The sequence below is a fragment of the Phaeodactylibacter xiamenensis genome (assembly GCF_965229835.1).
Taxonomy (GTDB): domain Bacteria; phylum Bacteroidota; class Bacteroidia; order Chitinophagales; family Saprospiraceae; genus Phaeodactylibacter; species Phaeodactylibacter xiamenensis.
The window spans coordinates 3016240-3040214 of sequence record NZ_OZ245931.1 but is presented as its reverse complement, the minus strand read 5'-3'; the positions used below and the strand labels follow the sequence as shown (position 1 = coordinate 3040214).

26 protein-coding genes and 1 tRNA gene are annotated in these 23975 nt (G+C 50.7%); 15 read left to right on the top strand and 12 right to left on the bottom strand.

Features of this window, described 5'->3' with window-relative positions:
- Positions 1–119: 119 nt before the first annotated feature.
- From ACO08I_RS11255 to ACO08I_RS11220, 8 genes are all read left to right on the top strand, one after another.
- On the top strand, positions 120–1544 hold the full coding sequence (locus tag ACO08I_RS11255) for a Do family serine endopeptidase (protein WP_282780591.1): 1425 nt from the start codon (positions 120–122) through the stop codon (positions 1542–1544).
- Between the two features lie 31 nt (positions 1545–1575).
- On the top strand, positions 1576–3201 hold the full coding sequence (locus ACO08I_RS11250; protein WP_345894641.1) for an acyl-CoA carboxylase subunit beta: 1626 nt from the start codon (positions 1576–1578) through the stop codon (positions 3199–3201).
- Between the two features lie 74 nt (positions 3202–3275).
- Entirely contained in the window at positions 3276–3401 is a 126-nt protein-coding gene (locus ACO08I_RS11245) for a hypothetical protein (protein WP_282780588.1), read from the top strand.
- Between the two features lie 46 nt (positions 3402–3447).
- A complete protein-coding gene (locus ACO08I_RS11240; protein WP_282780586.1) occupies positions 3448–4116 on the top strand; it encodes a hypothetical protein in 669 nt (222 codons plus the stop codon).
- 66 nt (positions 4117–4182) lie between these two features.
- A complete protein-coding gene (locus tag ACO08I_RS11235) occupies positions 4183–4722 on the top strand; it encodes a hypothetical protein (protein WP_421949345.1) in 540 nt (179 codons plus the stop codon).
- An 88-nt stretch (positions 4723–4810) separates the two neighbouring features.
- Entirely contained in the window at positions 4811–5941 is a 1131-nt protein-coding gene (locus ACO08I_RS11230) for a THUMP domain-containing class I SAM-dependent RNA methyltransferase (protein WP_421949344.1), read from the top strand.
- Complete coding sequence (locus ACO08I_RS11225; protein ID WP_282780581.1) at positions 5922–6353, top strand: hypothetical protein; 432 nt, start codon at positions 5922–5924, stop codon at positions 6351–6353. Before ACO08I_RS11230 ends, ACO08I_RS11225 begins: the two co-directional genes overlap by 20 nt.
- A gap of 30 nt (positions 6354–6383) precedes the next feature.
- Entirely contained in the window at positions 6384–7706 is a 1323-nt protein-coding gene (locus ACO08I_RS11220; RefSeq protein ID WP_282780579.1) for a sensor histidine kinase, read from the top strand.
- Here the strand turns inward: ACO08I_RS11220 and bshB1 are convergent.
- Together bshB1 and ACO08I_RS11210 are read right to left on the bottom strand one after the other, a co-directional pair.
- Positions 7694–8425 carry a bacillithiol biosynthesis deacetylase BshB1 gene (gene bshB1 / locus ACO08I_RS11215; RefSeq protein ID WP_421949717.1) on the bottom strand — a complete coding sequence of 244 codons (732 nt, stop codon included), beginning with the start codon at positions 8423–8425 and terminating at the stop codon, positions 7694–7696. The genes ACO08I_RS11220 and bshB1 overlap by 13 nt on opposite strands.
- 89 nt (positions 8426–8514) lie before the next feature.
- Positions 8515–9009 (bottom strand): hypothetical protein, encoded by a 495-nt coding sequence (locus tag ACO08I_RS11210; RefSeq protein ID WP_044221439.1) that lies wholly within the window; start codon positions 9007–9009, stop codon positions 8515–8517.
- 140 nt (positions 9010–9149) lie between these two features.
- On the opposite strand from ACO08I_RS11210, the gene ACO08I_RS11205 reads away from it, so the two are divergent.
- From ACO08I_RS11205 to ACO08I_RS11185, 5 genes are all read left to right on the top strand, one after another.
- The gene (locus tag ACO08I_RS11205) at positions 9150–9749 is read left to right on the top strand and encodes a riboflavin synthase (protein ID WP_044221441.1); all 600 of its coding nucleotides are present in this window, start codon (positions 9150–9152) and stop codon (positions 9747–9749) included.
- Between the two features lie 66 nt (positions 9750–9815).
- Complete coding sequence (gene crtD, locus ACO08I_RS11200; RefSeq protein WP_421949343.1) at positions 9816–11276, top strand: 1-hydroxycarotenoid 3,4-desaturase CrtD; 1461 nt, start codon at positions 9816–9818, stop codon at positions 11274–11276.
- A gap of 29 nt (positions 11277–11305) precedes the next feature.
- Positions 11306–11977 carry a carotenoid biosynthesis protein gene (locus tag ACO08I_RS11195; protein ID WP_282780574.1) on the top strand — a complete coding sequence of 224 codons (672 nt, stop codon included), beginning with the start codon at positions 11306–11308 and terminating at the stop codon, positions 11975–11977.
- A gap of 21 nt (positions 11978–11998) precedes the next feature.
- A complete protein-coding gene (locus ACO08I_RS11190; protein WP_282780572.1) occupies positions 11999–12493 on the top strand; it encodes a sterol desaturase family protein in 495 nt (164 codons plus the stop codon).
- 66 nt (positions 12494–12559) lie between these two features.
- On the top strand, positions 12560–13123 hold the full coding sequence (locus ACO08I_RS11185; protein WP_421949342.1) for a hypothetical protein: 564 nt from the start codon (positions 12560–12562) through the stop codon (positions 13121–13123).
- A 330-nt stretch (positions 13124–13453) separates the two neighbouring features.
- On the opposite strand, the gene sucD is transcribed toward ACO08I_RS11185, so the two are convergent.
- The 5 genes from sucD to hisC form a co-directional block, all read right to left on the bottom strand.
- Positions 13454–14326, bottom strand: a complete 873-nt coding sequence (gene sucD / locus ACO08I_RS11180; protein ID WP_282780568.1) for a succinate--CoA ligase subunit alpha — start codon at positions 14324–14326, stop codon at positions 13454–13456.
- Positions 14327–14355: 29 nt separating this feature from the next.
- Entirely contained in the window at positions 14356–14673 is a 318-nt protein-coding gene (locus ACO08I_RS11175; protein WP_282780566.1) for an FtsB family cell division protein, read from the bottom strand.
- Positions 14674–14774: 101 nt separating this feature from the next.
- Positions 14775–16061, bottom strand: coding sequence for a phosphopyruvate hydratase (gene eno, locus ACO08I_RS11170; RefSeq protein ID WP_282780563.1), 1287 nt, complete (start codon positions 16059–16061; stop codon positions 14775–14777).
- Positions 16062–16141: 80 nt separating this feature from the next.
- Entirely contained in the window at positions 16142–17245 is a 1104-nt protein-coding gene (gene carA / locus ACO08I_RS11165) for a glutamine-hydrolyzing carbamoyl-phosphate synthase small subunit (protein WP_282780561.1), read from the bottom strand.
- A gap of 59 nt (positions 17246–17304) precedes the next feature.
- A complete protein-coding gene (gene hisC / locus ACO08I_RS11160; RefSeq protein WP_421949341.1) occupies positions 17305–18336 on the bottom strand; it encodes a histidinol-phosphate transaminase in 1032 nt (343 codons plus the stop codon).
- Positions 18337–18379: 43 nt separating this feature from the next.
- Here hisC and ACO08I_RS11155 point away from each other — a divergent pair, with 43 nt between their 5' ends.
- The gene (locus ACO08I_RS11155) at positions 18380–18640 is read left to right on the top strand and encodes a hypothetical protein (RefSeq protein WP_282780557.1); all 261 of its coding nucleotides are present in this window, start codon (positions 18380–18382) and stop codon (positions 18638–18640) included.
- A 9-nt stretch (positions 18641–18649) separates the two neighbouring features.
- The gene (locus ACO08I_RS11150) at positions 18650–19099 is read left to right on the top strand and encodes a PIN domain-containing protein (protein ID WP_421949340.1); all 450 of its coding nucleotides are present in this window, start codon (positions 18650–18652) and stop codon (positions 19097–19099) included.
- Between the two features lie 255 nt (positions 19100–19354).
- Here ACO08I_RS11150 and hisD read toward each other — a convergent pair whose 3' ends face one another.
- The 5 genes from hisD to ACO08I_RS11125 form a co-directional block, all read right to left on the bottom strand.
- Positions 19355–20638 (bottom strand): histidinol dehydrogenase, encoded by a 1284-nt coding sequence (gene hisD / locus ACO08I_RS11145; protein ID WP_421949716.1) that lies wholly within the window; start codon positions 20636–20638, stop codon positions 19355–19357.
- A gap of 5 nt (positions 20639–20643) precedes the next feature.
- Positions 20644–21507: an ATP phosphoribosyltransferase gene (hisG, locus tag ACO08I_RS11140; protein ID WP_282780551.1), complete on the bottom strand. Its 864-nt coding sequence runs from the start codon at positions 21505–21507 to the stop codon at positions 20644–20646.
- Positions 21508–21723: 216 nt separating this feature from the next.
- A tRNA-Phe gene (locus ACO08I_RS11135) sits at positions 21724–21796 on the bottom strand.
- A 575-nt stretch (positions 21797–22371) separates the two neighbouring features.
- Positions 22372–22950, bottom strand: a complete 579-nt coding sequence (locus ACO08I_RS11130) for a DUF6580 family putative transport protein (RefSeq protein WP_282784935.1) — start codon at positions 22948–22950, stop codon at positions 22372–22374.
- A 45-nt stretch (positions 22951–22995) separates the two neighbouring features.
- A complete protein-coding gene (locus ACO08I_RS11125) occupies positions 22996–23973 on the bottom strand; it encodes a DUF4465 domain-containing protein (protein ID WP_421949339.1) in 978 nt (325 codons plus the stop codon).
- Positions 23974–23975 lie beyond the last annotated feature (2 nt).

Here is a 23975-nt window from a genome sequence, read left to right as displayed (position 1 = left end):
AAGCGGGCATCTGGCAATAATAAGCCGGGTGCCCGCTTTTTTATTAACCGGGCCCTTTGAAAAATTTAGTACATTAGAGATTCGTTACAGGAATCAGCACTTACAACTTTTGAATCCCTATGAAGCAGTACCTTCTCATTGCCATCAGCTCCCTGCTTAGTGCAGTGCTGGCCATTCTGGCCTACAGATACATTGACCCTCCTAAAGAAGTCATTATCCGGGAGACCGTTGCTGCCCGCTATACCAATTTCGATCAGATGGATGTGAGCAAGCAGCGTTTGTTCCTTTCTGCTTCGCCTACAGACTTCTCAAGTGCGGCAGAGGCGGTGATCCCGGCTGTGGTCAATATCAAAACGATACAGGGCGGAGGAGGATTCGACCTTTGGGGAAGTGCTTCTGTAGGCTCTGCTTCCGGCTCTGGTGTGATCATTTCCGATGATGGCTATATTGTTACCAACAACCATGTTATTGAGGATAGCGATGAAATCGAAGTGACCCTCAACGATAAACGCGAGTACCGTGCCGAACTGATCGGTACGGACCCTTCCACCGATCTAGCCCTAATCAAGGTCAATGCAAAGGACCTCCCTTCGCTCGAATTTGGCAATTCGGATTCCCTGAGGGTAGGGGAGTGGGTGCTGGCCATTGGTAACCCTTTCAACCTCGAATCTACAGTGACTTCCGGCATCGTGAGCGCCAAGGGGCGTAGTATTGACATTTTGGAAGGGCAGGACCGGATTGAGTCCTTTATCCAAACCGATGCTGCCGTCAATCCGGGCAATAGCGGCGGTGCCCTGGTGAACACCAACGGCGAACTGATTGGCATCAACACGGCCATTATCACCCGCTCCGGTCGGTATGAGGGGTATTCCTTTGCTGTACCCATCAATTTGGTACGCAAGGTAGTACGCGACCTTCGGGACTACGGCGTGGTGCAGCGGGGCATCCTTGGTGTGTTTATTGACGAAATGACCAACGAGATGGCCAAACGCCTCAATCTTGATGCGGTGGAAGGCGTGTACATCAACCGCGTGACGCCCGATAGTGGCGCAGACGATGCGGGGCTGACAAAGGGAGATGTCATTATTGGCATTAACGGTGTAAAAACCAAAACCCTGCCCGAAATGCAGGAGCAGCTGGGGCGCTATCGCCCGGGCAACGCCATAAAAATTGAGATCATTCGTGACGGCAACCGGCAGGATGTAGAAGTCATTCTCAAGAATAAGAGTAACAGCACTGCGTTGGTGACCGCCAAAAATGAAGACATTTTACTCGACCTGGGCTTCGAACTCCGGGAGCTGACCCGGGAAGAACAGCGCCGCCTCGATGTAGACGGCGTGAAGGTGATCAGCATCTACCGGGGCAGCCGGGTGGAACGCACTAATATGGACCCCGGCTTCGTCATTACTAAGATAGACAACCGCCCGGTAGACGAGGTGGAAGACCTGGTCAACTACCTGGAGCGCGCTTCCGGCAAAATCATGCTGGAAGGCATCTACGAAGGCTACTCCGGGGAATACTACTACGCCTTTCCACTGGATTGATAAGAAAAACCACTAACCAAATATGGCCAAAATCGACATTGAGAAAAGTAAAAACGAAGACGCAATGAAACTGCTGCTCTCCCGTATGCAGCACCGCCTGGAAAAAATCTATAAGGGCGGCGGAGAGCGAAAAATTGAGAAGCTGCACAAGAAAGGCAAAATGACCGCCCGGGAACGTATTGAGCGGCTCATCGACAAAGACCGCGACTTTCTGGAAATCGGCGCTTTCGCCGGATACGAGATGTACAAGGAACACGGCGGTTGCCCGGCGGGCGGGGTGGTCGTGGGCATAGGCTATGTGAGCGGGCGGCAATGCGTGATTGTCGCTAATGATGCCACGGTTAAAGCTGGTGCCTGGTTTCCGATTACCGGCAAGAAAAACCTGCGAGCTCAGGAAATCGCCATGGAGAACCGCCTGCCGATTATTTATCTGGTAGACAGCGCCGGGGTATACCTGCCAATGCAGGACGAGATTTTCCCGGACAAGGAACACTTCGGGCGTATCTTTCGCAATAACGCGCGCATGTCCAGCATGGGCATTCCGCAAATAGCGGCAATCATGGGTAGCTGCGTGGCAGGTGGGGCTTATCTGCCTATTATGTCCGACGAGGCACTTATCGTGGAAGGTACAGGGTCCATCTTTTTGGCAGGGCCTTACCTCGTCAAAGCGGCTATTGGTGAAGAGGTCGATCAGGAAACCCTGGGCGGAGCAACCACCCAAAGCGAAATTTCCGGCGTAACTGACTACAAAATGCCAGATGACGAAACTTGCCTGGAAACCATCCGCGACCTGGTAGACAAAATCGGGCACTTCCCCAAGGCGGGCTTCGACCGGGCAGAACCTCAACCGCCCAAAGCTGACCCGGAAGAAATTTACAGTTTGTTCCCGGAAGGCAACGCCAAGCCCTACAAAACCACAGAAATCCTCAAGCGCCTGGTCGACGATTCCAAGCTGACATACTACAAAAACGGCTATGGGAAGACCATCATCTGCGCCTACGCCCGCATTGACGGCTGGTCAGTTGGTATTGTGGCGAACAACCGGGAAGTGGTCAAAAACAAGAAAGGGGAGATGCAATTTGGAGGGGTTATCTATTCTGACTCTGCCGATAAGGCCGCCCGTTTCATCATGAACTGCAACCAGAAAAAGATACCGCTTGTCTTCCTGCACGATGTGACTGGCTTTATGGTAGGCACACGGTCGGAGCACGGCGGCATCATTAAGGATGGCGCCAAGATGGTCAATGCCGTTTCCAATTCTACTGTACCAAAGTTCAGTATCGTCATGGGCAATTCCTATGGTGCCGGTAATTACGCGATGTGCGGCAAAGCCTATGATCCGCGCCTCATCGTAGCCTGGCCCAGTGCCAAGATTGCCGTGATGGGGGGCTCTCAGGCGGCCAAGGTGCTCATGCAAATACAAGTGGCCTCTATGAAGGCAAAGGGCGAAGCGCCCAGCACACAGGAGCAGGAGGAATTGCTCAACCGCATACAGGCGAGCTACGACGAACAGACTACGCCCTACTACGCGGCTGCCCGGCTGTGGGTGGATGCCATTATTGACCCGCTGGAAACCCGAAAGGTGATTTCCATGGGTATTGAGGCAGCGAGTAATGCGGAAGTGGATCGCTTCAACCCCGGTGTGCTGCAAACCTAAGGTGGCCGATCAGCTGGTCCGCCAAACCAAAACCTGCTTTGAATGTTCTTAGCCTAAAACGAACAAAGCACAAAATGGAGCGCGAGAATCGGTTAAAACTGTGGCTGAAAAGATTAGGTGTAGCCGGCTTTTTATTCTTCCTGATCAAGGGGCTGGTATGGATTGCTATTTTCGTGGGGCTGGGCAAGTGTGCCATGTAGCAAAATGCTTATCTTCGTGCATCTGCTCTTTGCCCTAAATCAATAGATGATGCAACGTTTTACGCTCTTATTTCTGGCTTTCCTTGGTCATTGCGCTTTCCTTACTGCCCAGGAGATCATTCATTTGGAGAATCCGTCTTTTGAAGACTTTCCAAGGCATAGTCATGTCCCTATACATTGGAATAATGAGGGCTTTAAAGGGGAGTCTCCTGCGGATACACAACCCAATGGTTCTTTTGGAGTCACGGCGCCGGCAACAGATGGGCAGACCTATGTAGGAATGGTCGTTCGTGATAATGAAACATGGGAGTGCGTTGGTCAGCGATTGGAACATCCGCTACGTGCATACACCTGTTATCTATGGTCCGTTGCGCTCATGCGGTCGCCGGAATACATAAGTATTAGCCGGATTACCAAACTAAAAGCGAATTTTAACAAACCCTGCGTACTCCGGGTTTGGGGCGGTAAAACCAAAGGCAAAGGGATGGAACTGCTCAATGAAACGGAACCTGTAGACCACGAAGCATGGGAAGAGTATAAATTGCTGCTGGAACCCTCTGATACCTACGATTACATTTATTTGGAAGCGTACTACTACTACGGAGGTGATGAGATTTCTCCTTACAACGGTAACCTAATGGTCGACCACTGCTCCCCAATTGTGCCCTGTGACATAGCCGATCCGGAAGATGATTTGTACCAATACGAAAAGTAGTGCGAGGTATTATAAAAAATTGTATTTTGAGTGTACACCCAAATCACACTTTGACCACTGCTGCTTATGAGATACCTCTACCTGCTTTTCTTTTGTTGGCCTTTATGGCTTACTGCCCAAACTAACGGGGCAACCGGGCCGCCTTCCCACCGTCATGGCGCGAAAATACCAAGCCAACGCTACAGTCCACCCGCCGGGGCATCCGGGTTGGAACCTGTAAGCACATTATCGGGTTCGTTTAGCAGCGCTTCAGCAGAAGGTTCAGAAAGCACATCAGCCGGAAACAAGCTGGAGGATGTAATGCGCAAACTCGGGCCAGATCTAATCACGCCCCGGCTGACCATAGATGCTAACCTGCTGGATCATTTGTTAAGCCTTCTGGAAACGGAGCAGGACCTGCGGCTGATCCTGGCAGTAGACCACAGTGCCCTGAGTGTGAGGTATGCTTTGGTACATCGACTGCTGGAGGACCTGGAAGCCTATCCGTCCGTGAAATCCCGGGTAGATATAGAAATGTACGCCCCAATTAGTGACTTCCACACGACCTGGCTTTACCGGCGTGGGCTCGGCCACCTGATGATTCGGCTGGAGCACCTTCCGAGGTAAGATTGCGCAAAAGTTCCTACCTTTCCGGTGCAGGCTGGCGTTAAATATCTTTGCGCGAGCTATTGAGAAATCAGAACGAACCGCCAATATGCGATTGATTGCAAAAACACTTGCCGGTTTGGAGCCGGTCCTTGCTCAGGAATTGGAAGAACTGGGTGCACAGGGTATAGAACCCCTCAACCGTGCTGTCGCCTTCGAAGGCGATAAAGCGCTGATGTACCGGGCTAACCTGGAGCTGCGTACCGCACTACGTATTTTACTGCCCGTACACCAAGGCAAAGTCAGAACAGAAGATGAATTGTACCGCCTGGTGCGTAAGGTAGACTGGAGCCGGTATATGAAGGTCAATGACACCCTGGCTGTAGACGGAGTCACCAACTCCAGGCTCTTTACCCATTCTAAATATGTCGCCCTAAAGACTAAGGACGCCATTGTCGATCAGTTTCGTGAAGCGACCGGGCGCCGCCCCAATGTCAATGTTTATGCGCCCCGGCTTAGGGTCAATGTGCACATTTTCAACGATGAATGTACCATAGCGCTGGACAGTTCTGATGATTCCCTGCACAAACGAGGTTATCGCCTGTCTTCAGTAGAGGCGCCAATAAATGAGGTGCTGGCAGCAGGCATGGTGCTGCTCTCAGGCTGGAAGGCGGACCGTCCATTGCTGGACCCCATGTGCGGTTCGGGCACGTTGGTTATTGAAGCCGGGCTGATTGCCACACAGCGGGCTCCGCAGCTCAACCGGGAGCACTTTGGTTTCAAACGCTGGCCTGACTTTGATGAAGCCCTGTGGGCGCAAATCCTGGAAGAGGCTAAACAGCGTGTCCGCAAATCGCCGGTGCCTATTTTGGGTTCTGATAAAGACTTCAAAGCAATGCGGCTTACTGAGCAAAATGCAATGGCTGCCGGTCTGGAAGACACCATCACTGTACAGCGGAAGAAATTTGAAAAACTGGAGCCGGAAGTGGAAGCAGGAATGATTTTAATGAACCCGCCCTACGATGAGCGCTTGTCAGAAGATGATATTGGTGCCTTTTACGAGATGATCGGCGATCAGCTCAAACAGCGCTTTACGGGTTTTGATGCCTGGATTATATCTTCCAGTATAGATGGATTTAAGCGGTTGGGCCTAAAGTCTACCCAGAAAATACCTATGTTTAATGGAGCTTTGGAATGCCGGTTTGTAAAATATGAATTGTATGCCGGGACACGAAATTAGGAGGAAGCAGGTAGGGATTATATGGAAATTTTGTTCTATATTTACTTTGTCAGTAGCTTTGAGTACCTGTCCGGCTACTGCTCAGAACCTCAGTTTAAAGGCACAAAGCAGTCCTATGGGGCTACAGCTTACGGCTGAAGAAGGGGATATTATTGCATTTGGCTATGCGATCCTCCCCCTAAGTTATTGGTTGGCTACACCACTATCTTTGCCTACTAAAAAAAAGCTGCCGTACCAACAATCGATTATTAGAACAGATCCTGCACATGCATATAAACACCTGGGGGTGATTTGCAAGTGGGAGTACCGCTTAGAGCAGGTCGTTCAGTTTCCAGTAAAGTTTAGATTGGGAGAATATCACTATGTGCAGAAGCTGGAAGGCAAAAGCCTGCACAATGATTTCCGCCCTTAGAATAGAGTCTATCCAAAGCCCAGCACAAAAATGAACCAAGCTCATCAATCGAGGTTTCTGAGTGAACAAGCTAAACGTTCCCGTTGGTATGGTTTGGTAACAGCTGTACTGGCATTCATGATTCTCCCTTTTTTTTATTACACAGACCGGACCGAACTGGGCTTGGAAGGTACCCTCCTTTGGCGCGGTATCGGTGCAGCAGCCGCAGTTTTTTTCCTCATTAGCCTGGTCTTCAAGCCTTCTCCCCGTCAAATAAATACTTTTCACGGTATCACGTTAACGGCTTACCTTATAATGATGCTGGGCATCTCGGGTTTGGTATTTACCAGCTCCATGTACGGGGTGACAGAATACTTTGCCGTGACAACGGGGACACTAACGATGTTAGCCATTAATACCCTGGTAGCTCAGGGGGCACGCCCTATTGTGATGTGGGCTACCGGCATTTTAACAGTGGTGTTTATCATTGGTATTTTTATGGGTGAAATCAAAAGTATGGGATGGGCTGCTTCCATCTTGATACTGGCGGTATTCTCTATTTTTGTACTCCGTGGCCAGCACCGGCAGGAAAAAGAGAAAGCTACCTACTTGTATACCCTTGAAGAAAAAGAAGCCCGTATTGCCAGGCAGCGGGAAGAGCTGGAAGACGTTAACGCCAACCTGGTCGGCTTTAATTTTGCAATCACCCACGACCTGAAGGGCGCGCTCCGCCGTGCACAGTCATTTACGCAGTTGGTGGAGCGGAGGTTGCCCCTCCGGGAAAAGGAAGAAGTAGCCGACTTATTTGGAATGATTAAGCAAAATCATGACAAGATCCAGGAGATTATTGAGGGGCTTACACTACTGAATAAAATAGGTAAGTCAGACCTTGAGCCGAAAATAGTTGATTTAGATGAAATGTCTGATAAGGTTTGGAAAGAGCTTGGAGAAGATATTGTTACCGACCGGAAAGTTGAATTCCAAAAAGGCCTATTGGGGAAGGTGGCTGGCGACGAGGGGCTGGTGTGGCATGTTTTCCATAACTTACTTTCCAATGCGGTGAAGTACTCCGAAAAAACGGAGCTTCCTAAAATTGAAGTGGGGGCTTTTCAGGATCGGGGCGAAAAAATTATATACATCAAAGATAACGGCGCGGGGTTTCCTCAGCAGTTCGCCAGTGAACTTGGGCGGCCTTTCAAACGGTTGCATTCTGCTCATGAGTTTGAAGGTACGGGTATCGGACTGGCCATTGTAAAGCAAGTGGTAGAGCTGCACGGCGGCCGCTTTTGGGGCGAAGGGCAGGAAGGAAAAGGCGCTACTTTCTACTTTTCTTTTCCCAAAAATGCTCAGGGCGGCACTGCTTACGACAGTTGAAACAAGTCCTGAATACCTGGAGTACGGGGCACCGTGAACCCTTCTCCAAAATCAAATCCCGCAGGGCGGCCGTAAGTAGCGGCCTTGGCTTTCAGGAAATCCATAAAGCTTTTGGAGGAAATTGGGGAACTTAGTTCCTGTTCATATTCTTTAGCATCAGGAACATAAAACTGCGAGCGGAATGCCTTTACCAAATCCAGCTTTCGCTCCATATACTCCGAAATATCTACTACAAAATCTGGTTTTAAGTTAAAATCCTGTATGTAGTGGTATACTGCCTTCGGCCGCCACCGTTCGTGCAGGTTGCCCTCTGCGTCATAGGTCGGTATTTTCACCAGGCCTGAGTAGAAGCATGCATCAGCGGTAAGCTTTGCTGCCCGGCCATGATCGGGGTGCCGGTCGTCTACCGCATTACAGAGGACTATTTCCGGCTGATGTTCCCGGATGATGGCGATGATTTTTTTTATGTTTTCCGGGTTATAGGCAAAGAACCCGTCTTCCATTTCCAGGTTTTTTCTAAACGAGGCGCCCAGCAATTCCGCCGCATCTGCCGCTTCCTGATCTCTGATTTCAGCAGTGCCCCGGGTGCCCAGTTCCCCACGTGTGAGGTCGAGCAGGCCCACTGTTTTACCCTGATCCATATGCCGCAGCAGGGTGCCGCTACAGCTCAGTTCTACATCATCAGGGTGTACGCCGATGGCTAGTATATCTACTTTCATGAGGAAGGGGCAAAAGTGCATTTTGATTTAATGAAAATACAGTAACAGGACGGGGAACACCGTATTGCTGCCCAGAGTTCAGGATGCAATCAGGCAAATTTAATCAGCTTAGGTTGCTCTGCAACTTGTTTGGCGATCGGAAAGTCCTGCCGGTAGACATTACCGAGCTGATCAAGGTAGGTAAGCTCTACGATAAAATCTTTATTGATCTTTTTCTGGCCGGTAGCTTCCAGCAGGATGCGATAGGAGTCACCAGTGTTGATTTCATGCCCGGCGATGTTATTCTTGACCTGTATGTGCCCCTTTCCTTTAATGGACAGCATGCTCAGCCGGGCAAGCTGCCCGTGGTTATGCACCTTGAAGTAAGCATCTCTGCCCATAGGCGAGAGCTGGAACGCACTGATGGTCAGGTTGGGCGCTATGGCCTTGGCTTTACGCTTCCTGCGCCGCCGGCCGCCGGACAGGGAGATCAGCAGAATGAAGATGATAAGCCCACCTCCTCCGATACCCCATTCCATAGGTCCGGTAGAAGCCAGGTAGTCCGTAGCTGTTTCCAGCCATTGTTCCAGGTTGATGTCTTCCATAATGATGTTCCAAATTACGTAAGGGCGTAATTAACTGTATAACGCGAAGGTAGCTTAAAGTTACAAAATACGCGGGCATGGACCAGACAACTAAATAGGAGGGGGGCTGTTTTTCACAAAAGAAGACCAATACAATTGATATGTTCACAGGAATAATCGAAGCCTCAGGAGAAGTACGGGAAATTAAGCAGGAAGGTACAAACGTACATTTTACCATTGCCAGCCCGATCTCTGGTGCCCTAAAGGTTGATCAGAGTGTAGCGCACAATGGCACCTGCCTTACAGTGGTAAAGTTGGACGAAGGCACCCACACCGTCACTGCAATCGAAGAAACCCTGAAGCGGACCAACCTTGGCGACTGGTCTGTAGGCAGCCTGGTCAATCTGGAGCGGGCAATGAAAGCAGATGCCCGCCTCGATGGCCACATGGTGCAGGGGCACGTGGATGCCACGGCTGTTTGTACGGAAGTGGAAACCCGGGACGGCAGTTGGTACTATCGCTTCAAGTATCAGCCTACGGAAGAGCACCTGCTGGTAGATAAAGGTTCCGTTTGCATTAACGGCGTGAGCCTTACGGTGGTGGAGCCGGTGGGGGACCGTTTTTCGGTAGCTATCATCCCCTACACCTATGAGCATACCAACTTCAAGGACCTTGAGGCAGGAGACCGTGTTAACCTGGAATTTGACATCATCGGGAAGTACATAGCCCGCTATGCCCATCTGTACGCTCAAAAAGTCTAAAAACCCGCCGGGCTACCAACATTCCGGAATGGTGAATGTTAATCGCCCGACAACAAAGAATTCAATATGCGTATTGGAATTATCGGTGCAGGTATTGCCGGACTGGCCAGTGCAGTGCGGATGGCTGTGCAGGGGCATGAAGTAGAGGTCTTCGAGGCCAACGACTATCCCGGAGGCAAGCTGTCGCAGTTTGACCTGCAGGGCTACCGCTTTGATGCAGGGCCTTCACTCTTCACTATGCCACAGTACGTGGACGATCTCTTCCGGCTGGCAGGTGAAGACCCTCTGGAGCATTTCCAATATGACCGGCTGGATACCGTTTGCCACTATTTTTGGGAAGACGGCACCCGCCTGAATGCTTACGCTGACCCCACTGCATTTGGCAAAGAGGTGGAAGATAAGCTTGGCGTGCCGGCGGATCGGGTACATACTGCATTATCTGACAGTGCTTACAAATACGAGCTTACCGGGCGTATCTTCCTTGAAAAATCACTTCACCGGCTGTCTACCTGGACCAATGCCAAAGTGCTTAAGGCTATGCTGAAGATCCCCGGCCTGGACTTGTTTACAAGCATGAACCGGGTGAACGAGCGCTTGCTGCAGGAACCTAAACTGGTGCAGCTATTCAACCGTTTTGCCACCTACAACGGCTCCAACCCCTACAAAGCGCCCGGGCTGCTAAGTATCATTCCGCACTTTGAGCATAAGATAGGGGCCTATTTCCCAAGGGGAGGGATGAATGCCATTACGCAGGCCATCTACGACCTGGCGGTCCGCAAAGGCGTGACCTTTCACATGGGGCAACCGGTTGACCGTATCCTGGTGGAAAATGGACGGGCGGCAGGGCTGCAGGTGGGCGAAGCACAGCACCACTACGACCGCATAATTAGTAATATGGACGTCTTCTTCACGTATAAGAAGTTACTCCCGGATGCCAGGCATCCACAGCTTACGCTAAAGCAACAAAAGTCGACCTCCGCCCTGATTTTTTACTGGGGCATTCGGCATAGCTTTGAGGAGCTTGGGCTGCATAATATTTTCTTCAGCGAAGATTATAAACAGGAGTTTGCCCTGCTGGAAGCCGGAGAAGTGTATGAAGATCCTACGGTCTACGTTAATATTTCCAGCAAATGCGAGCCGGGTGATGCCCCCGAAGGCCACGAGAACTGGTTCACAATGATCAATGTGCCTTACGATAGTGGGCAGGACTGGGATGCTATTATTGACCGGGCCCGGGAGCAGGTTATCCAAAAAGTAGGCCGTATACTGGGCGTGGACCTGAAATCCCTGATCGTTTGTGAGGATATTCTGGACCCCAGGAGCATTGAGTCTAAGACCCGTTCCCATTTGGGCGCCCTCTACGGTACGAGTTCTAATAACCGTATGGCTGCCTTTATGCGGCACGCCAACTTTTCCAACCGGATCAGGAATCTGTACTTTTGCGGAGGCAGCGTGCACCCTGGCGGCGGTATTCCGCTCTGCCTGCTTTCTGCCAAAATTGTGGAGGATGTAATGGAAGCTGCCTGAGCAGCAATTGAAAATTGAAGATTCAATCAATGACAAGTAAATCTCTGGAAGCCCCTAACTGGAAGTTTTTGGGCCTGCAATCGGCAGATTTGTCGATTGCGGTGCTGTCGGTTTTATACCTGGTCGGCATTGTGGGCATTTTACTGCCCATTCATCCGGACTTTATCCTGCTCACGCCCCTCAATCTGTTGGTTTCGGTAGGCCTGGTGCTTTGGTATCACGGTGAGTGGCAACGGAAGACGGTTTTGTACCTGCTGATTGCCTATCTGGCAGGCTTTGGGGCAGAGTTGTTTGGTGTTCAGACCGGGCTGTTATTCGGGGATTATGCCTACGGCCGTGTGCTCGGGCCTAAGATTTGGGGTACACCACTTATGATTGGCGTAAACTGGCTCATGCTTGGCTACTGCGCAGGCATTCTGAGCAATACACTGCTTGGGCAGCGCAGCTTCTGGCTTCGGGGTACCCTTGCCGCATTAATGATGGTGGGGCTGGATGTAATGATAGAACCGGTAGCGATGGCCTACGGGTTCTGGTCCTGGGAGGGCGATGTGGTACCCTTGCAAAATTACCTCGGCTGGCTGGCGGTAGCCTTGCCCCTGGAAGTCCTCTTTGCTTACTGGCACCCCGGGCGGCGCAACAAAGTGGCAGTGGCGTTGTTTTGCCTACAAATCATCTTTTTTGCAGCCCTGCTGATTTTTTAAACTTCAATCGTTAGGACACAAATGAATGTACTCCTTTATTCACTGATCACCCTGGCAGCCGTAATTGGTATGGAGTTTATGGCCTGGTTTGCGCATAAGTACATTATGCACGGCTTTCTGTGGAACTGGCATGAGGACCACCATAAGCCCCACCATGAAAAGGACGGCTTTTTTGAAAAGAACGACCTGTTCTTCCTGGTTTTTGCCATTCCAAGCGCGATTTCCTATATCGTAGGCCTGGCCGTGCCGGGTTATTTCTGGCTGTTGTTTGTTGGCATCGGGATATCTATTTATGGTATGATTTACTTCCTGATTCACGATGTGTATATTCATCAGCGTTTCAAGTGGTTCCGGCAGCTCGACAGCAAGTACTCCCGTGCCATCCTGCGGGCGCATGGTGCCCACCACGCTAAGCGTGAAAAGGAAGATGGAGAGTCTTTTGGGTTACTAATCGTCAACCCAAAGTACTTCCGTAAGCGCAGTGAGTGGGCAAAAGAAGAGGCCAAAGCAGGTTAAACCCAGCATCAGGATTAGCATCTCTGCCGCAGTATTGGTATTTTTGGAAGATAAGACCTCAAAACGGTGGAAAATAAATACTTAGCCAAGGTTAATCAATCGCTCAGTGAGCCCGTCCCGGAGCATACCAACATGGATGACAGCCTCCGGGCTATTCTCAAAGTGGTCCGCCCGCTTAGCGAAGACCTGAGAGAAGAGAAGTTCTACCTGAATAAGCCCTGGCTGGAGTTCAGGGATGATGAAAACTTCCACGATGCCATTCTTCACTTTTTTAATGAAGAGAACGAGTACCTGAGGTCCACCAACGGCGATGTAGAGGCAGGGGAGTGGCGCTACCTGAGCAGTTCCAATAAGCTTATGGTTAGTTTAGATGAAGAAGAACCCTCAGAACTGTACGACCTCGCTTTCCTGGATCCGGAATTTTTTATCCTGTCCAAGCATGGAGACAATAAAAAGCTGGGCCGCCCCGAGTACCTGGTCATGCTGCACGAGCGTGTGGGCAGTAGGCTTGTTTGGCGGGAAGCCCTTGAAAAGCTGTTCAATAAGTACCGCAACAACAATAGCTTTCTGATCACCGTCACCCTCATCGTTCTGGCTTTAATTGCGCTTGTGGTACTGTTGTCCTATTAGCACGCTGCAGGGTAGGGTGCCTGGTAGATGGGGGCGCTTGGTGCAGGTTATTGTCCGGACTACACTACCCCCTGCCATATCGTTTAGATGAAAAGAAAAAGCGCCCACTGCACGATTTTCGCGAAGTGGGCACTTTGCTTTGGTGGTATGCACAGGACTGCGTAGGGTTTAGAGCGTGTTGGGATTTTACACTTCGGGCTGCTCTTACCAAATTTTGTCCTGCTCTTCGTTGTTCTTCGGTCATGTAGCTAAGGCTATGTTCCCTCATCACGCCTTGATCAGAACAAAATTTGGCTGCGTTCGCTCCAAAAGCAAAGTCCCAACACGCTCTTAACCCTGCAGTGCCTTTTTCATAGTCTCGCCGATGGTTGCAGGAGATTTCACGACGTGCAGGCCACATTCTTCCATGATTTTCATCTTGGCTTCTGCGGTATCTTCTGCACCGCCGATGATCGCACCAGCATGGCCCATTGTACGGCCCTTGGGAGCTGTCTGACCGGCAATAAAACCAACTACAGGCTTAGTGCCGTGCTCTTTGATGTAGCGCGCAGCTTCAGCTTCCATGCCACCGCCAATTTCACCAATCATGATGATGCCATCTGTGTCAGGGTCATTCATCAGCAATTCGACAGCTTCCTTAGTAGTGGTACCTACGATGGGGTCGCCACCGATACCGATGCAGGTAGATTGGCCCATTCCGGCTTTGGTCACCTGATCAACGGCTTCGTACGTCAGAGTGCCGGAGCGGGAAACGATACCAATGCGCCCCGGGTTGTGGATAAAGCCAGGCATAATACCGCATTTCGCTTCGCCCGGTGTGATGATACCCGGACAGTTAGGTCCGATAAGGCGGCAGTCGCGATCCTTAATATAGGCCTTGACCTTAACCATATCCTGTACCGGAATACCTTCCGTAATACAGATAATGACCTTAATGCCGGCATCAGCTGCTTCCATGATCGCATCACCCGCAAAGGCAGGGGGTACAAAAATAACGGAAGTGTCTGCACCTGCATCCTTAACAGCATCGGCAACAGTATTGAAAACCGGCTTTCCTAGGTGCTCCTGACCACCTTTTCCCGGCGTTACGCCTCCTACGACGTTGGTGCCATACTCGATCATCTGCCCGGCATGGAACGAGCCTTCCTTCCCGGTGAAGCCCTGCACAATGATTTTAGAATCCTTATTGACAAGAACTGACATAACTATGGTTTTATCGATTGTTGTTGATCTTAATCTTCAATTTCTTCAATGATGAATACATCTTCGCCCTGCTTTTTCATGTAGTACTGCTCGCGGGCAAACTTTTCTTTATTGACTTCCAAATCCAGGCGTTCCTGTTTGGCTTCCTCTATTTTCTCTTCGTACATCGCTTTGTCGCGGTGCATCTTATTAACGGTGCGCTGCAACTTTATTTGAGTCAGCACGCCATGATTGTCAAAGAAGACCATCCAGCCCAGGAACAGCGCCAGCGTAACGAAGTATTTGTTCCTCAGGGGCCCGGGCAGTTGCTCCAAAAGTGGCTGTAGCGGATTGCTTATTTTTGCCATGACAATCGGTTTATAAAGTTAGTGGGTCTGACGAACATACGAAGATGAAGGCAGACCCACTAATTATCTCAGAAAAAAGAGGGCTTGACCTGATATGCCGGTTACTTCTTTAAAATAGAAGTGCCCGGGTAGTAAGCCTGATCGCCCAGCTCTTCTTCAATGCGGATAAGCTGATTGTACTTCGCGATCCGGTCCGAGCGGGAAGCCGAGCCGGTCTTGATTTGTCCGGTATTCAGCGCTACGGCCAGGTCAGCAATTGTGGTATCTTCTGTCTCGCCGGAGCGGTGGCTCATCACACTTGTCATAGAGTGGCGGGTCGCCAGGTTTACCGCTTCAACGGTCTCCGTCAGGGAGCCAATCTGATTGACTTTGATCAGGATGGAGTTGGCAGCACTTTCGTCAATGCCACGCTGCAGGCGCTCCACGTTGGTCACGAAGAGGTCATCACCCACAAGTTGTGTACGGTCGCCGATAGCTGCGTTTAGCGCTTTCCAGCCTGTCCAGTCGTCTTCATCCAGGCCATCCTCAATAGAGAAGATCGGGTAGTTGTCGACCCACTGCTTCCAGTAGTCTACCATTTCAGAACTGGTCAGCTTATCGCCGGTGGACTGATGGAAGTGGTAGACTTTCTCATCGGCATTGTAGAACTCAGAAGCGGCGGCGTCCATTGCAATGTAGATTTCTTCGCCCGGCTTGTAGCCTGCCTTCTCGATCGCAGTCAGGACCGTTTCAATCGCTTCCTGATTGGACTTGATATTCGGTGCAAAGCCACCCTCGTCACCAACGTTGGTGGAGTAGCCTTTGTCCTTGAGTACATTTTTGAGGTGGTGGAAGATTTCCACGCCCATGCGCAAGCCTTCGGAGAAAGTGCTTGCACCTACCGGCATGATCATGAATTCCTGAAAGTCAATGCTGTTGTCTGCATGCGAGCCACCATTGAGGATGTTCATCATCGGTACCGGAAGGACGTGGGCATTCACACCGCCCAGATAGCGGTAAAGGGGCTGTACGGTTGACTCAGCAGCTGCTTTGGCGCAAGCCAGCGACACGGCCAGAATAGCATTGGCACCGAGCTTACCCTTGTTTTTAGTGCCGTCAATTTCCAGCATCAGCATATCGATGTAACGCTGATCTGTCACGTCAACACCAACAAGCTCTTCCAGGATGACTTCGCGGATGTTTTCCACCGCTTTAGTCACGCCTTTGCCCAGGTAACGGCTTTTGTCGCCATCGCGAAGCTCTACTGCTTCATGTTTACCGGTAGAAGCACCTGAAGGCACCGCCGCACGGCCCAGGAAACCATCTTCTGTAATGACTTCTGCCTCTACAGTCGGATTGCCTCGGGAGTCCAGTATCTGTCGGGCTGCAATATCAAGGATAATACTCATGTTGGTTGGTTTTAATTCTCTATATTCTGTTAAGCACCTAAAAATAGGTGTAGGTTCGCTATCCTGCAGTGTTTACAGGATTAATTTTCCATTAAATTCACGAAATGGTCGAAGAGGTAGCGGGCGTCATGCGGGCCAGGGGAAGCTTCGGGGTGGTACTGTACCGAGAAAGCCTTCTTGCCACGGATGCGCATGCCCTCAATCGTATCGTCGTTAAGGTTGATATGGGTAATTTCCACCTTGTCAGCGTTTGCCTGTAAGGCTTCCGGAGATACACCGAAGCCATGGTTTTGGCTGGTGATTTCACATTTGCCGGTAGCCAGGTTTTTGACCGGGTGGTTAATACCGCGGTGCCCGTGGTGCATCTTGTAGGTCGGGATGTCTACCGCCAGTGCCAGAATCTGATGGCCCAGGCAGATGCCAAACAGCGGTTTGTCTTCTTCAAGTATGGCTTTGGCATTCTGAACCGCATAATCCATCGGTGCGGGGTCGCCGGGGCCGTTGGACATGAAGTAACCATCTGGCCCCCATTCACGGATTTCCTCAAGGGGCGTTTTGGCCGGGAAGATTCTCATGTAGCAGTTGCGCTCTGCAAAGCTGTTGAGTATGTTCTGCTTAATGCCAAAGTCCATCACCGCAACTTTGTACTTCGCGTGCGGGTCTCCAAAGGTGTAAATTTCCTTAGTGCTGACCTTAGAAGCCAGCTCCAGCCCATCCATGGAAGGCACTTCCGCCAGTTTTTGCTCCAGTACTTTCAGGTCGGTGGTCTCCGAGGAGATGATGGCGTTCATCGCTCCCTTGCTGCGGATATGCCGCACGATAGCACGAGTGTCTACGCTGCAAATGCCCACCAGGCCTTCTTCCTCGAAGTAGTCCTGAATGGACTGATCAGCGATTGGGCGGTGGTATTCGTTGGTGTAGTTCTTGCAGATCAGCCCATTGATCTTGATGCTGTAAGACTCTGACTCCGTACGCTTGACGCCGTAATTGCCAATATGGGCATTCGTCATCACCATCAGCTGGCCATAGTAGGAAGGGTCGGTGAAGATCTCCTGATAGCCAGTCATACCAGTATTGAAACAAATTTCTCCGGTGGTGGTGCCAATTTTTCCGGCGGAAAGACCGTGGAAGACGGTCCCATCTTCTAATAATAATACGGCGGGAACTTGCTGAATGTCGCTCATTAACTTGAGGAATTTCGCGCAAAGATAAGGCACCGGGGGCTAAAAGCAAAGCTTGTGCCTTACTCAAACTCCACCAGTGCTCGGAATAGCCGCTCGTTTTCTTCCGGCGTTCCCACGGTGATGCGCAGGCAGCCCTCGCACAGCGTCACCCGGGAGCGGTCCCGCACGATGATACCCCGGTCTACGAGGTAGTTGTAAATGCCGGTCGGGTCCTCCACTTTTACAAGCAGGAAGTTGGCATCAGAAGGGTAGATACGCTCCGCGAAAGGCAGCCCGCCCAGGTATTGCTGCAGCAGGGTACGCTGACCAAGCAGTTGCTTTACTTGTGCTTCCTGTGCTTCCTGTTTGTCTAAAGCCTTTAATGCTGCTTCCTGGGTCAGTTGGTTGATATTGTAAGGGGGCTTCACTTTATTGAAATACCCAATAATCTCTTCAGAGGCAAAAGCCATACCCAGCCGTATGCCTGCCATGCCCCAGGCCTTGGAAAAGGTTTGCAGGACAACAAGATTAGGATATTCCGGCAGGAGGTGGATGGCACTTTCCTGAGCAGAGAAGTCAATATAAGCTTCATCCACGACCACAATGCCTGGGAAGCCTTTTGTGAGTTCCCGGATCAGCCCGGGGCGAATGCTGTTGCCGGTCGGGTTGTTAGGGCTGCAGATGAACAGCAGTTTGGAATGGGCATCTGCTTCAGCCAGCACCGCCTCAACATCCGGCTGAAAACTACCCGGGCGCAGAGGGATTTCCTTCACCGACACATTGGAAATATCAGCAGATACCCGGTACATGCCGTAGGTAGGGGGCAGGGTGATGATGTGGTCGGCCCCGGGCTCACAAAAAATCCGGAGCAGCAGATCAATCGCTTCGTCGCTGCCGTTGCCGAGGAAGATGTGCTCCGGGGCAATGCCTTTTAGGGTACTGATGGCCTGTTTGAGCTTCCACTGCAAGGGGTCCGGGTAGCGGTTGTAGCCGGTCTCATACGGGCTTTCGTTGGCATCCAAAAAAACCTCGGCCTTCCCTTTGAACTCCGAACGGGCAGAGGAGTAGGGCGTGAGGCGGTGGATGTTGGGGCGGACTAGGTTTTGTATCATAGGAACTTTTGTTGTATTTTGTATTGTTCTTAAAGAAAAACGAATGACAGTAAAAACTGATCGGCTTCAACTTATTGCTTTGATCGCCTCAACAGAGGACGAGCAACTTATTGCTGAATTGAAAGAAACTGCTGAGCGCCGAAAAGTCTTACAATATTTCAGTGAACCTACTCGCGCTTACATTTCAGTGGAAGAACTCGCTCAGGAACAAAGTTACAACCTGCGAGAGGTGCTTTCCACCAGGGGGGCTTTAGATATAGATGGAGAAGAGTATTCTGAATTATTAAGGCTTCTGGAAGAATGATATTATTGTTTGACACGAATCTCATTCTTGATTTTTCTCCGGGATGGTGCAATTACTGCAGCTATTGATGAACAGTTCAATTTGAGTGCTGCTTCTGGTATTCTTGCCATTTCAGTGGTGTCAATAGGAGAATTGAATGCTTTGGCGTTAAAACGGAATTGGGGACCTAAACGAGTAGAAAGCATATACCACGAATTAAATAAGTTTTTAGTCATTCCCATTAATAGTAAAGATGTCCTTCGATTGTATGGTGAAATTGATGCATTTAGTCAGGGCAAACTAAAAGGTCAACCTCTCCCTGCCGGTTTGTCATCCCGTAATATGGGTAAAAATGATCTTTGGATTGCTGCATCAGCTGCAGCCACTGGAGCTACCCTACTGACAACAGATAAGGACTTTAAGCACCTGAAAGGAGTTTTCATAAAACATCAATATTACGCACCACAAGATTATCTTTAATGCTTTTCGGCCGTCGCTTGAAGTAGCCGGTCGAGTACCTTAAAGTGAGTAAGCTCCTCTTGTTCTTGTACGGTAAGCCCCTGATCAAGCGACTTTCTTTTCAGGCTTCAAACCGGGTATGATTTACTGTTGATGTCCTTAGCTTTTGAAATGCTTTTCTAGGCATATTCTGTAGTATTTCTGCTAACGCTCCATGGATCGTGTCAAGATCATTCATGCTTTGTAGGTTTATGCTCACTTGGTTTCACAGCGCGATTACGCTTTCTCCTCCAACCGAACCGCCACCGCCCGGGCATGCGCCATCAGTTCCTCCGCTTCAGCCATGCGTTGTACCGCAGGCCCGAGCCCCTGCAGCCCCTCCCGGCTTAACTCCTGAAAAGTGATCTTTTTGATAAAGCTGTCGAGCGAGACCCCACTGTAGCTGCGGGCGTACCCATCCGTTGGCAGGGTGTGGTTGGTACCGGAAGCGTAATCGCCCACCGATTCCGGGGTGTATTGTCCCAGAAATACCGAACCGGCGTTCAGGATTTGTTCGCCCATCTCTCCGGCATCCGCCACGGAAAGGATAAGGTGTTCGGGGGCATACGCATTGATGAGTTCCACCGCTGCTGCCCGGTCTTCGAGTACTACGGTTACACTGTGGCTTAGTGCTTCTTTGGCTATTTCCCGCCTGGGCAATGTGGCGAGCTGGGCTTCCACCGCTTCGGCTACCGCCTGAGCCATCGTTTCCGAAAGAGTGACGAGCACGACCTGACTGTCAATGCCGTGTTCTGCTTGCGAAAGCAGGTCGGCCGCGACGAATGCCGGGTTGGCAGTATCATCGGCACAAACGAGCACCTCTGATGGGCCGGCAGGCATATCAATGGCTACACCACGCCGGCTGGCCAGCTGTTTAGCGGCGGTCACGTACTGATTGCCGGGGCCAAAGATTTTGTAGACGGAGGGTACTGTCGCTGTGCCATAAGTCATGGCCCCAATCGCCTGTGCACCACCGATCTTGAAAATCTGCGTAATGCCTACAAGGTCCGCGGTGTAGAGAATGGCAGGGTTGACTTTACCGTTTTTATCAGGAGGCGTGCATAAAATCCGCTCCCGGCAACCGGCAATCGTTGCGGGGACACCGAGCATAAGCACCGCCGAAAACAGGGGCGCAGTACCGCCGGGGATGTACAGTCCGACTTTTTCAATGGGCACACTTTTGCGCCAGCAGCGTACGCCTGGCATGGTTTCCACTGCTTCCACCGGTTCCCACTGCCGGGCGTGGAAGGTTTCAATATTCGTGCGGGCGAGTTGGATGGCGGCTTTGAGCTCAGGCGCAAGTGTGGCCCGGGCTTCTGCAATCTCCGCTTCGCTGACACGAAAATCGTCAAGGCGTACGCCATCGAAACGTTCGGTGTATTCCCGCACGGCTTCGTCACCGCGCTGTTCGATATCAGCAAGGACACCTCCCACGATTTTGTCGAGGTCGGCCGCTGCCATCGTAGGTCGGCGGAGGAGATCGGCCCAAGTGTCCGGAGCCGGATTGAGGTAGGTTTTCATCTGCATTACAAAATCATTTTTTCGATGGGAATAACTAAGATACCTTCCGCACCGGCAGCTTTGAGCTGATCGATGATTTCCCAGAATTGGGATTCATCAATTACGGTGTGGATGGAGTTCCAGCCCGAGGCTGCGAGGGGCATCACTGTAGGGCTCTTCATGCCCGGCAGGATGTTGATGATGGCTTCCGTTTGGCTGGCGGGGGCGTTCATCAGAATGTATTTGTTGTTGCGGGCTTTGAGCACCGACTGTATGCGGAAGATAATTTGATCCAGAATGGCTTGTTTGCCCGCAGAAAGCTGTGCATTCCTGACGATACAGGCTTCCGATTTCAGGATGACCTCTTTTTCTTCCAGCCCATTTTTGAAGAGTGTGCTGCCGGAACTGACGAGGTCGCAAATGGCATCTGCCAGCCCGATATTGGGTGCAATCTCCACCGATCCGGAAATCTCGTGAATCTCCGCCTCAATTTGGTACTTAGCCATAAACTGCCGCAGGGAGTTGGGGTAGGAGGTGGCGATGCGCTTGCCGTTGAGCCATTCCGGTCCGGGGTAAGGCGTATTCTTGGGCAGGGCAATGGACAACCGGCATTTAGAGAAGCCGAGGGGCAGCACTTCTTCGATTTGCTTTTGCTTTTCGACGAGGGTATTTTGGCCCAGAATGCCAATATCGGCTACCCCGTCCTGCACGTACTGCGGGATATCAGAATTACGCAGGTACAGAATATCTACCGGGTAGTTGCTGGCCGAGGCTTTCAGTTGGTCTTTACCGTTGTTGACCCGGATACCGCACTCTTTGAGCAGTTCCAAAGAACCATCCAACAGGCGGCCGGATTTTTGAACAGCGATTTTCAAACGTGTGTCTGACATAATAAACGCGAGGGTTGTGGTGAAACAAAAAAAGAGGTTAACCAGCGAATGGTTAACCTCTTTTGTGGACTAAAGTTGATCAATCAACGGTTCATCTCACGCATGATTCCACCATTCACTGCCGGGCAGTGGGAAATGATGTACGTGATGATGCCAGTTGTTGATAATCATAAGTTGTTAAATAAGAAAAGCAGCCTTTTGAGCTGCTTTCCGGAGTGGTGTGGGGCGGATTCGAACCGCCGACACATGGATTTTCAGTCCATTGCTCTACCACCTGAGCTACCGCACCATGGTTTATACAATTTTCGCTACCCCGCTCTTTTGAAGAAAATAAAATACTCACCTCCGCTATTGCTGCGTTCGCATTTTATTTTCGCCGCGGGCCTGACGCGAAAATTGGGCTTGTAACAGTTTTTGCTAATCCTGCTCCTGTAAAAAAAATTGAAATACTCATCTTCGCTATCGCTTCATTCGCATTTCAATTTTGTCGCAGGCTTACGCAAAAACTGGGTTTATACAATTTTCGCTACCCCGCTCTTTTGAAGAAAATAAAATACTCACCTCCGCTATTGCTGCGTTCGCATTTTATTTTCGCCGCGGGCCTGACGCAAAAATTGAAGATTGCAAAAACACTTTTCAAGTTCTTTTGATCAGCCACCGCTTTCGGTGTTTTGCGGTTGCAAATATAAGCGCGATATCCATACTGCGCAACCCCTTGGCTTAAATTTTTTGTCTTTGCCTCTAAGTTTAGGTTTTAAGGCTTTGCGGTACAGGGAGTTGTAGCCAGAAGAAAAAACAGCCCGGCATTTCCTGTTTTGGAATTGCCGGGCTGTTGCTGCCGCGCTAATCGAGTCGATAGTCGGGCTAGGCGATACGCTGCGTTTGGAAATCCAGCGCCGGGTAGCGGAGTTTGATGAACTCATACGCACCAAACATGACACCGGTGAAGACGAGATCACCGGCAAAGGTTGCCTGATAGAAAGGCCAGCCTGCACCATAGCAAGCCATCAGCCCGCCGATACTTTGCGGGTACATGGGGCTGCCGAGCCATACGCCAAAGTTGGACACCAGGAAAAAGATAGCACCGGCTCCAATCGCACCACCCAGAATACGGGGCAGGGTCACTTTGGAAAGGACACCCAGCCCAAAGAGTACGATGAGCAGGTAGCTGCCGTACTGCCAGAAGAAGCCTTCATAGAACACGGTGAAGCCCTCAAAGTAGTGGGCATAAATGACATTATTGATGATAATATCACTGGCAAAAACCGCCAATACGGGCACCAGGAAAGCCAGCCAGCGCTTGCTGAAGTAAGCGGCACCAAACAAGCCCATCGCGGCTACTGGAGAAAAATTCAGAGGGTGTGGGAAAATCCGGAACAATGCCGCCACGAGGATCATGCCTGTGACCACAGCAAACCGGATGTTAATCTTTTGATCTTGCATATATTAAGTAGTTTATAGTTTTTTGAAACGCCTGACGCTGAGGCGTTAAAAATTGGTTTTAAATAGTTTTTTGGTTAAGAAGCCATCTGCCGTCCTTACCTGTAGCACGTAAATGCCTTTTGGCAAAGTTAAGGCTTCTATGGCGTTTGTTCCCGGCATAAGCCGAAAAGTTTGCAACACCTGCCCACTGATATTCATCAGCCGGGCTTCTGCTTCATGGTCCGTAGCCCAGTTCGCATACCAGGTAGCTCCCGCCGGGTTAGGAAATACATTTAGATAAGCTGCGGGCAGTTGTACACGCCGTGTGCTGACCGGCATGTCGGTAGTCGTCAGGTCGTCCATGCAAAAATACGCGGGCGTATTCATACCAAACATCCCATTATCCGTAGAGCTCATCGTGAATTGCAGGCTGTCGGCATTGCCGAGTGTGCTCAGGTCCACATAGGTCCACTCTTCCACGATGTAGTCCTGACTGTTGTCCTCAAACCGGTAATCAGCCAGGTAAAAGTTGACACTATCGGTACTCAGTTCCCCACCAAGATACTTTTTTATGGTTAAAAGAAAAAAGTCGGGGTCATCGCCGGACTCTCCGCCAAACTTTTTAGCAAAGCCATCACCTTCCAGCATGCTGAGGTAAGGATAGGTGCCATTGGTGACGTAGAAGCCTTCCACTGCACCCCCGGCAGCTGCGCCCTGCAGTACCAGCACGGATTGTGGCGAAGCAAAGCTTACTGCGTAGGCTGTGGAGTTGTACCCCCCTCCGGTAATGGCGCTCAGGTCATTCATAAAGCCAGGGGTAGTTACATCCGTGGTGGCAGATATAGCCCAGCCAGACCAGGAATTAAAATCCGGGTTGTAGCTGTTGGGCAGAAAAAGGTTGCCGCTTTGAAAGCTGCCACTGCCGTCACTCCCGTTCAGGGCTTCGCCGGGCTCGAGATCAAAGTTTTCGAAATCAGCAGTCGTCTGTGCATAGCTCAATGCGGTACAGAGCAGTAGCAGAATAGTCGTTGAAGTCCATTTCATAT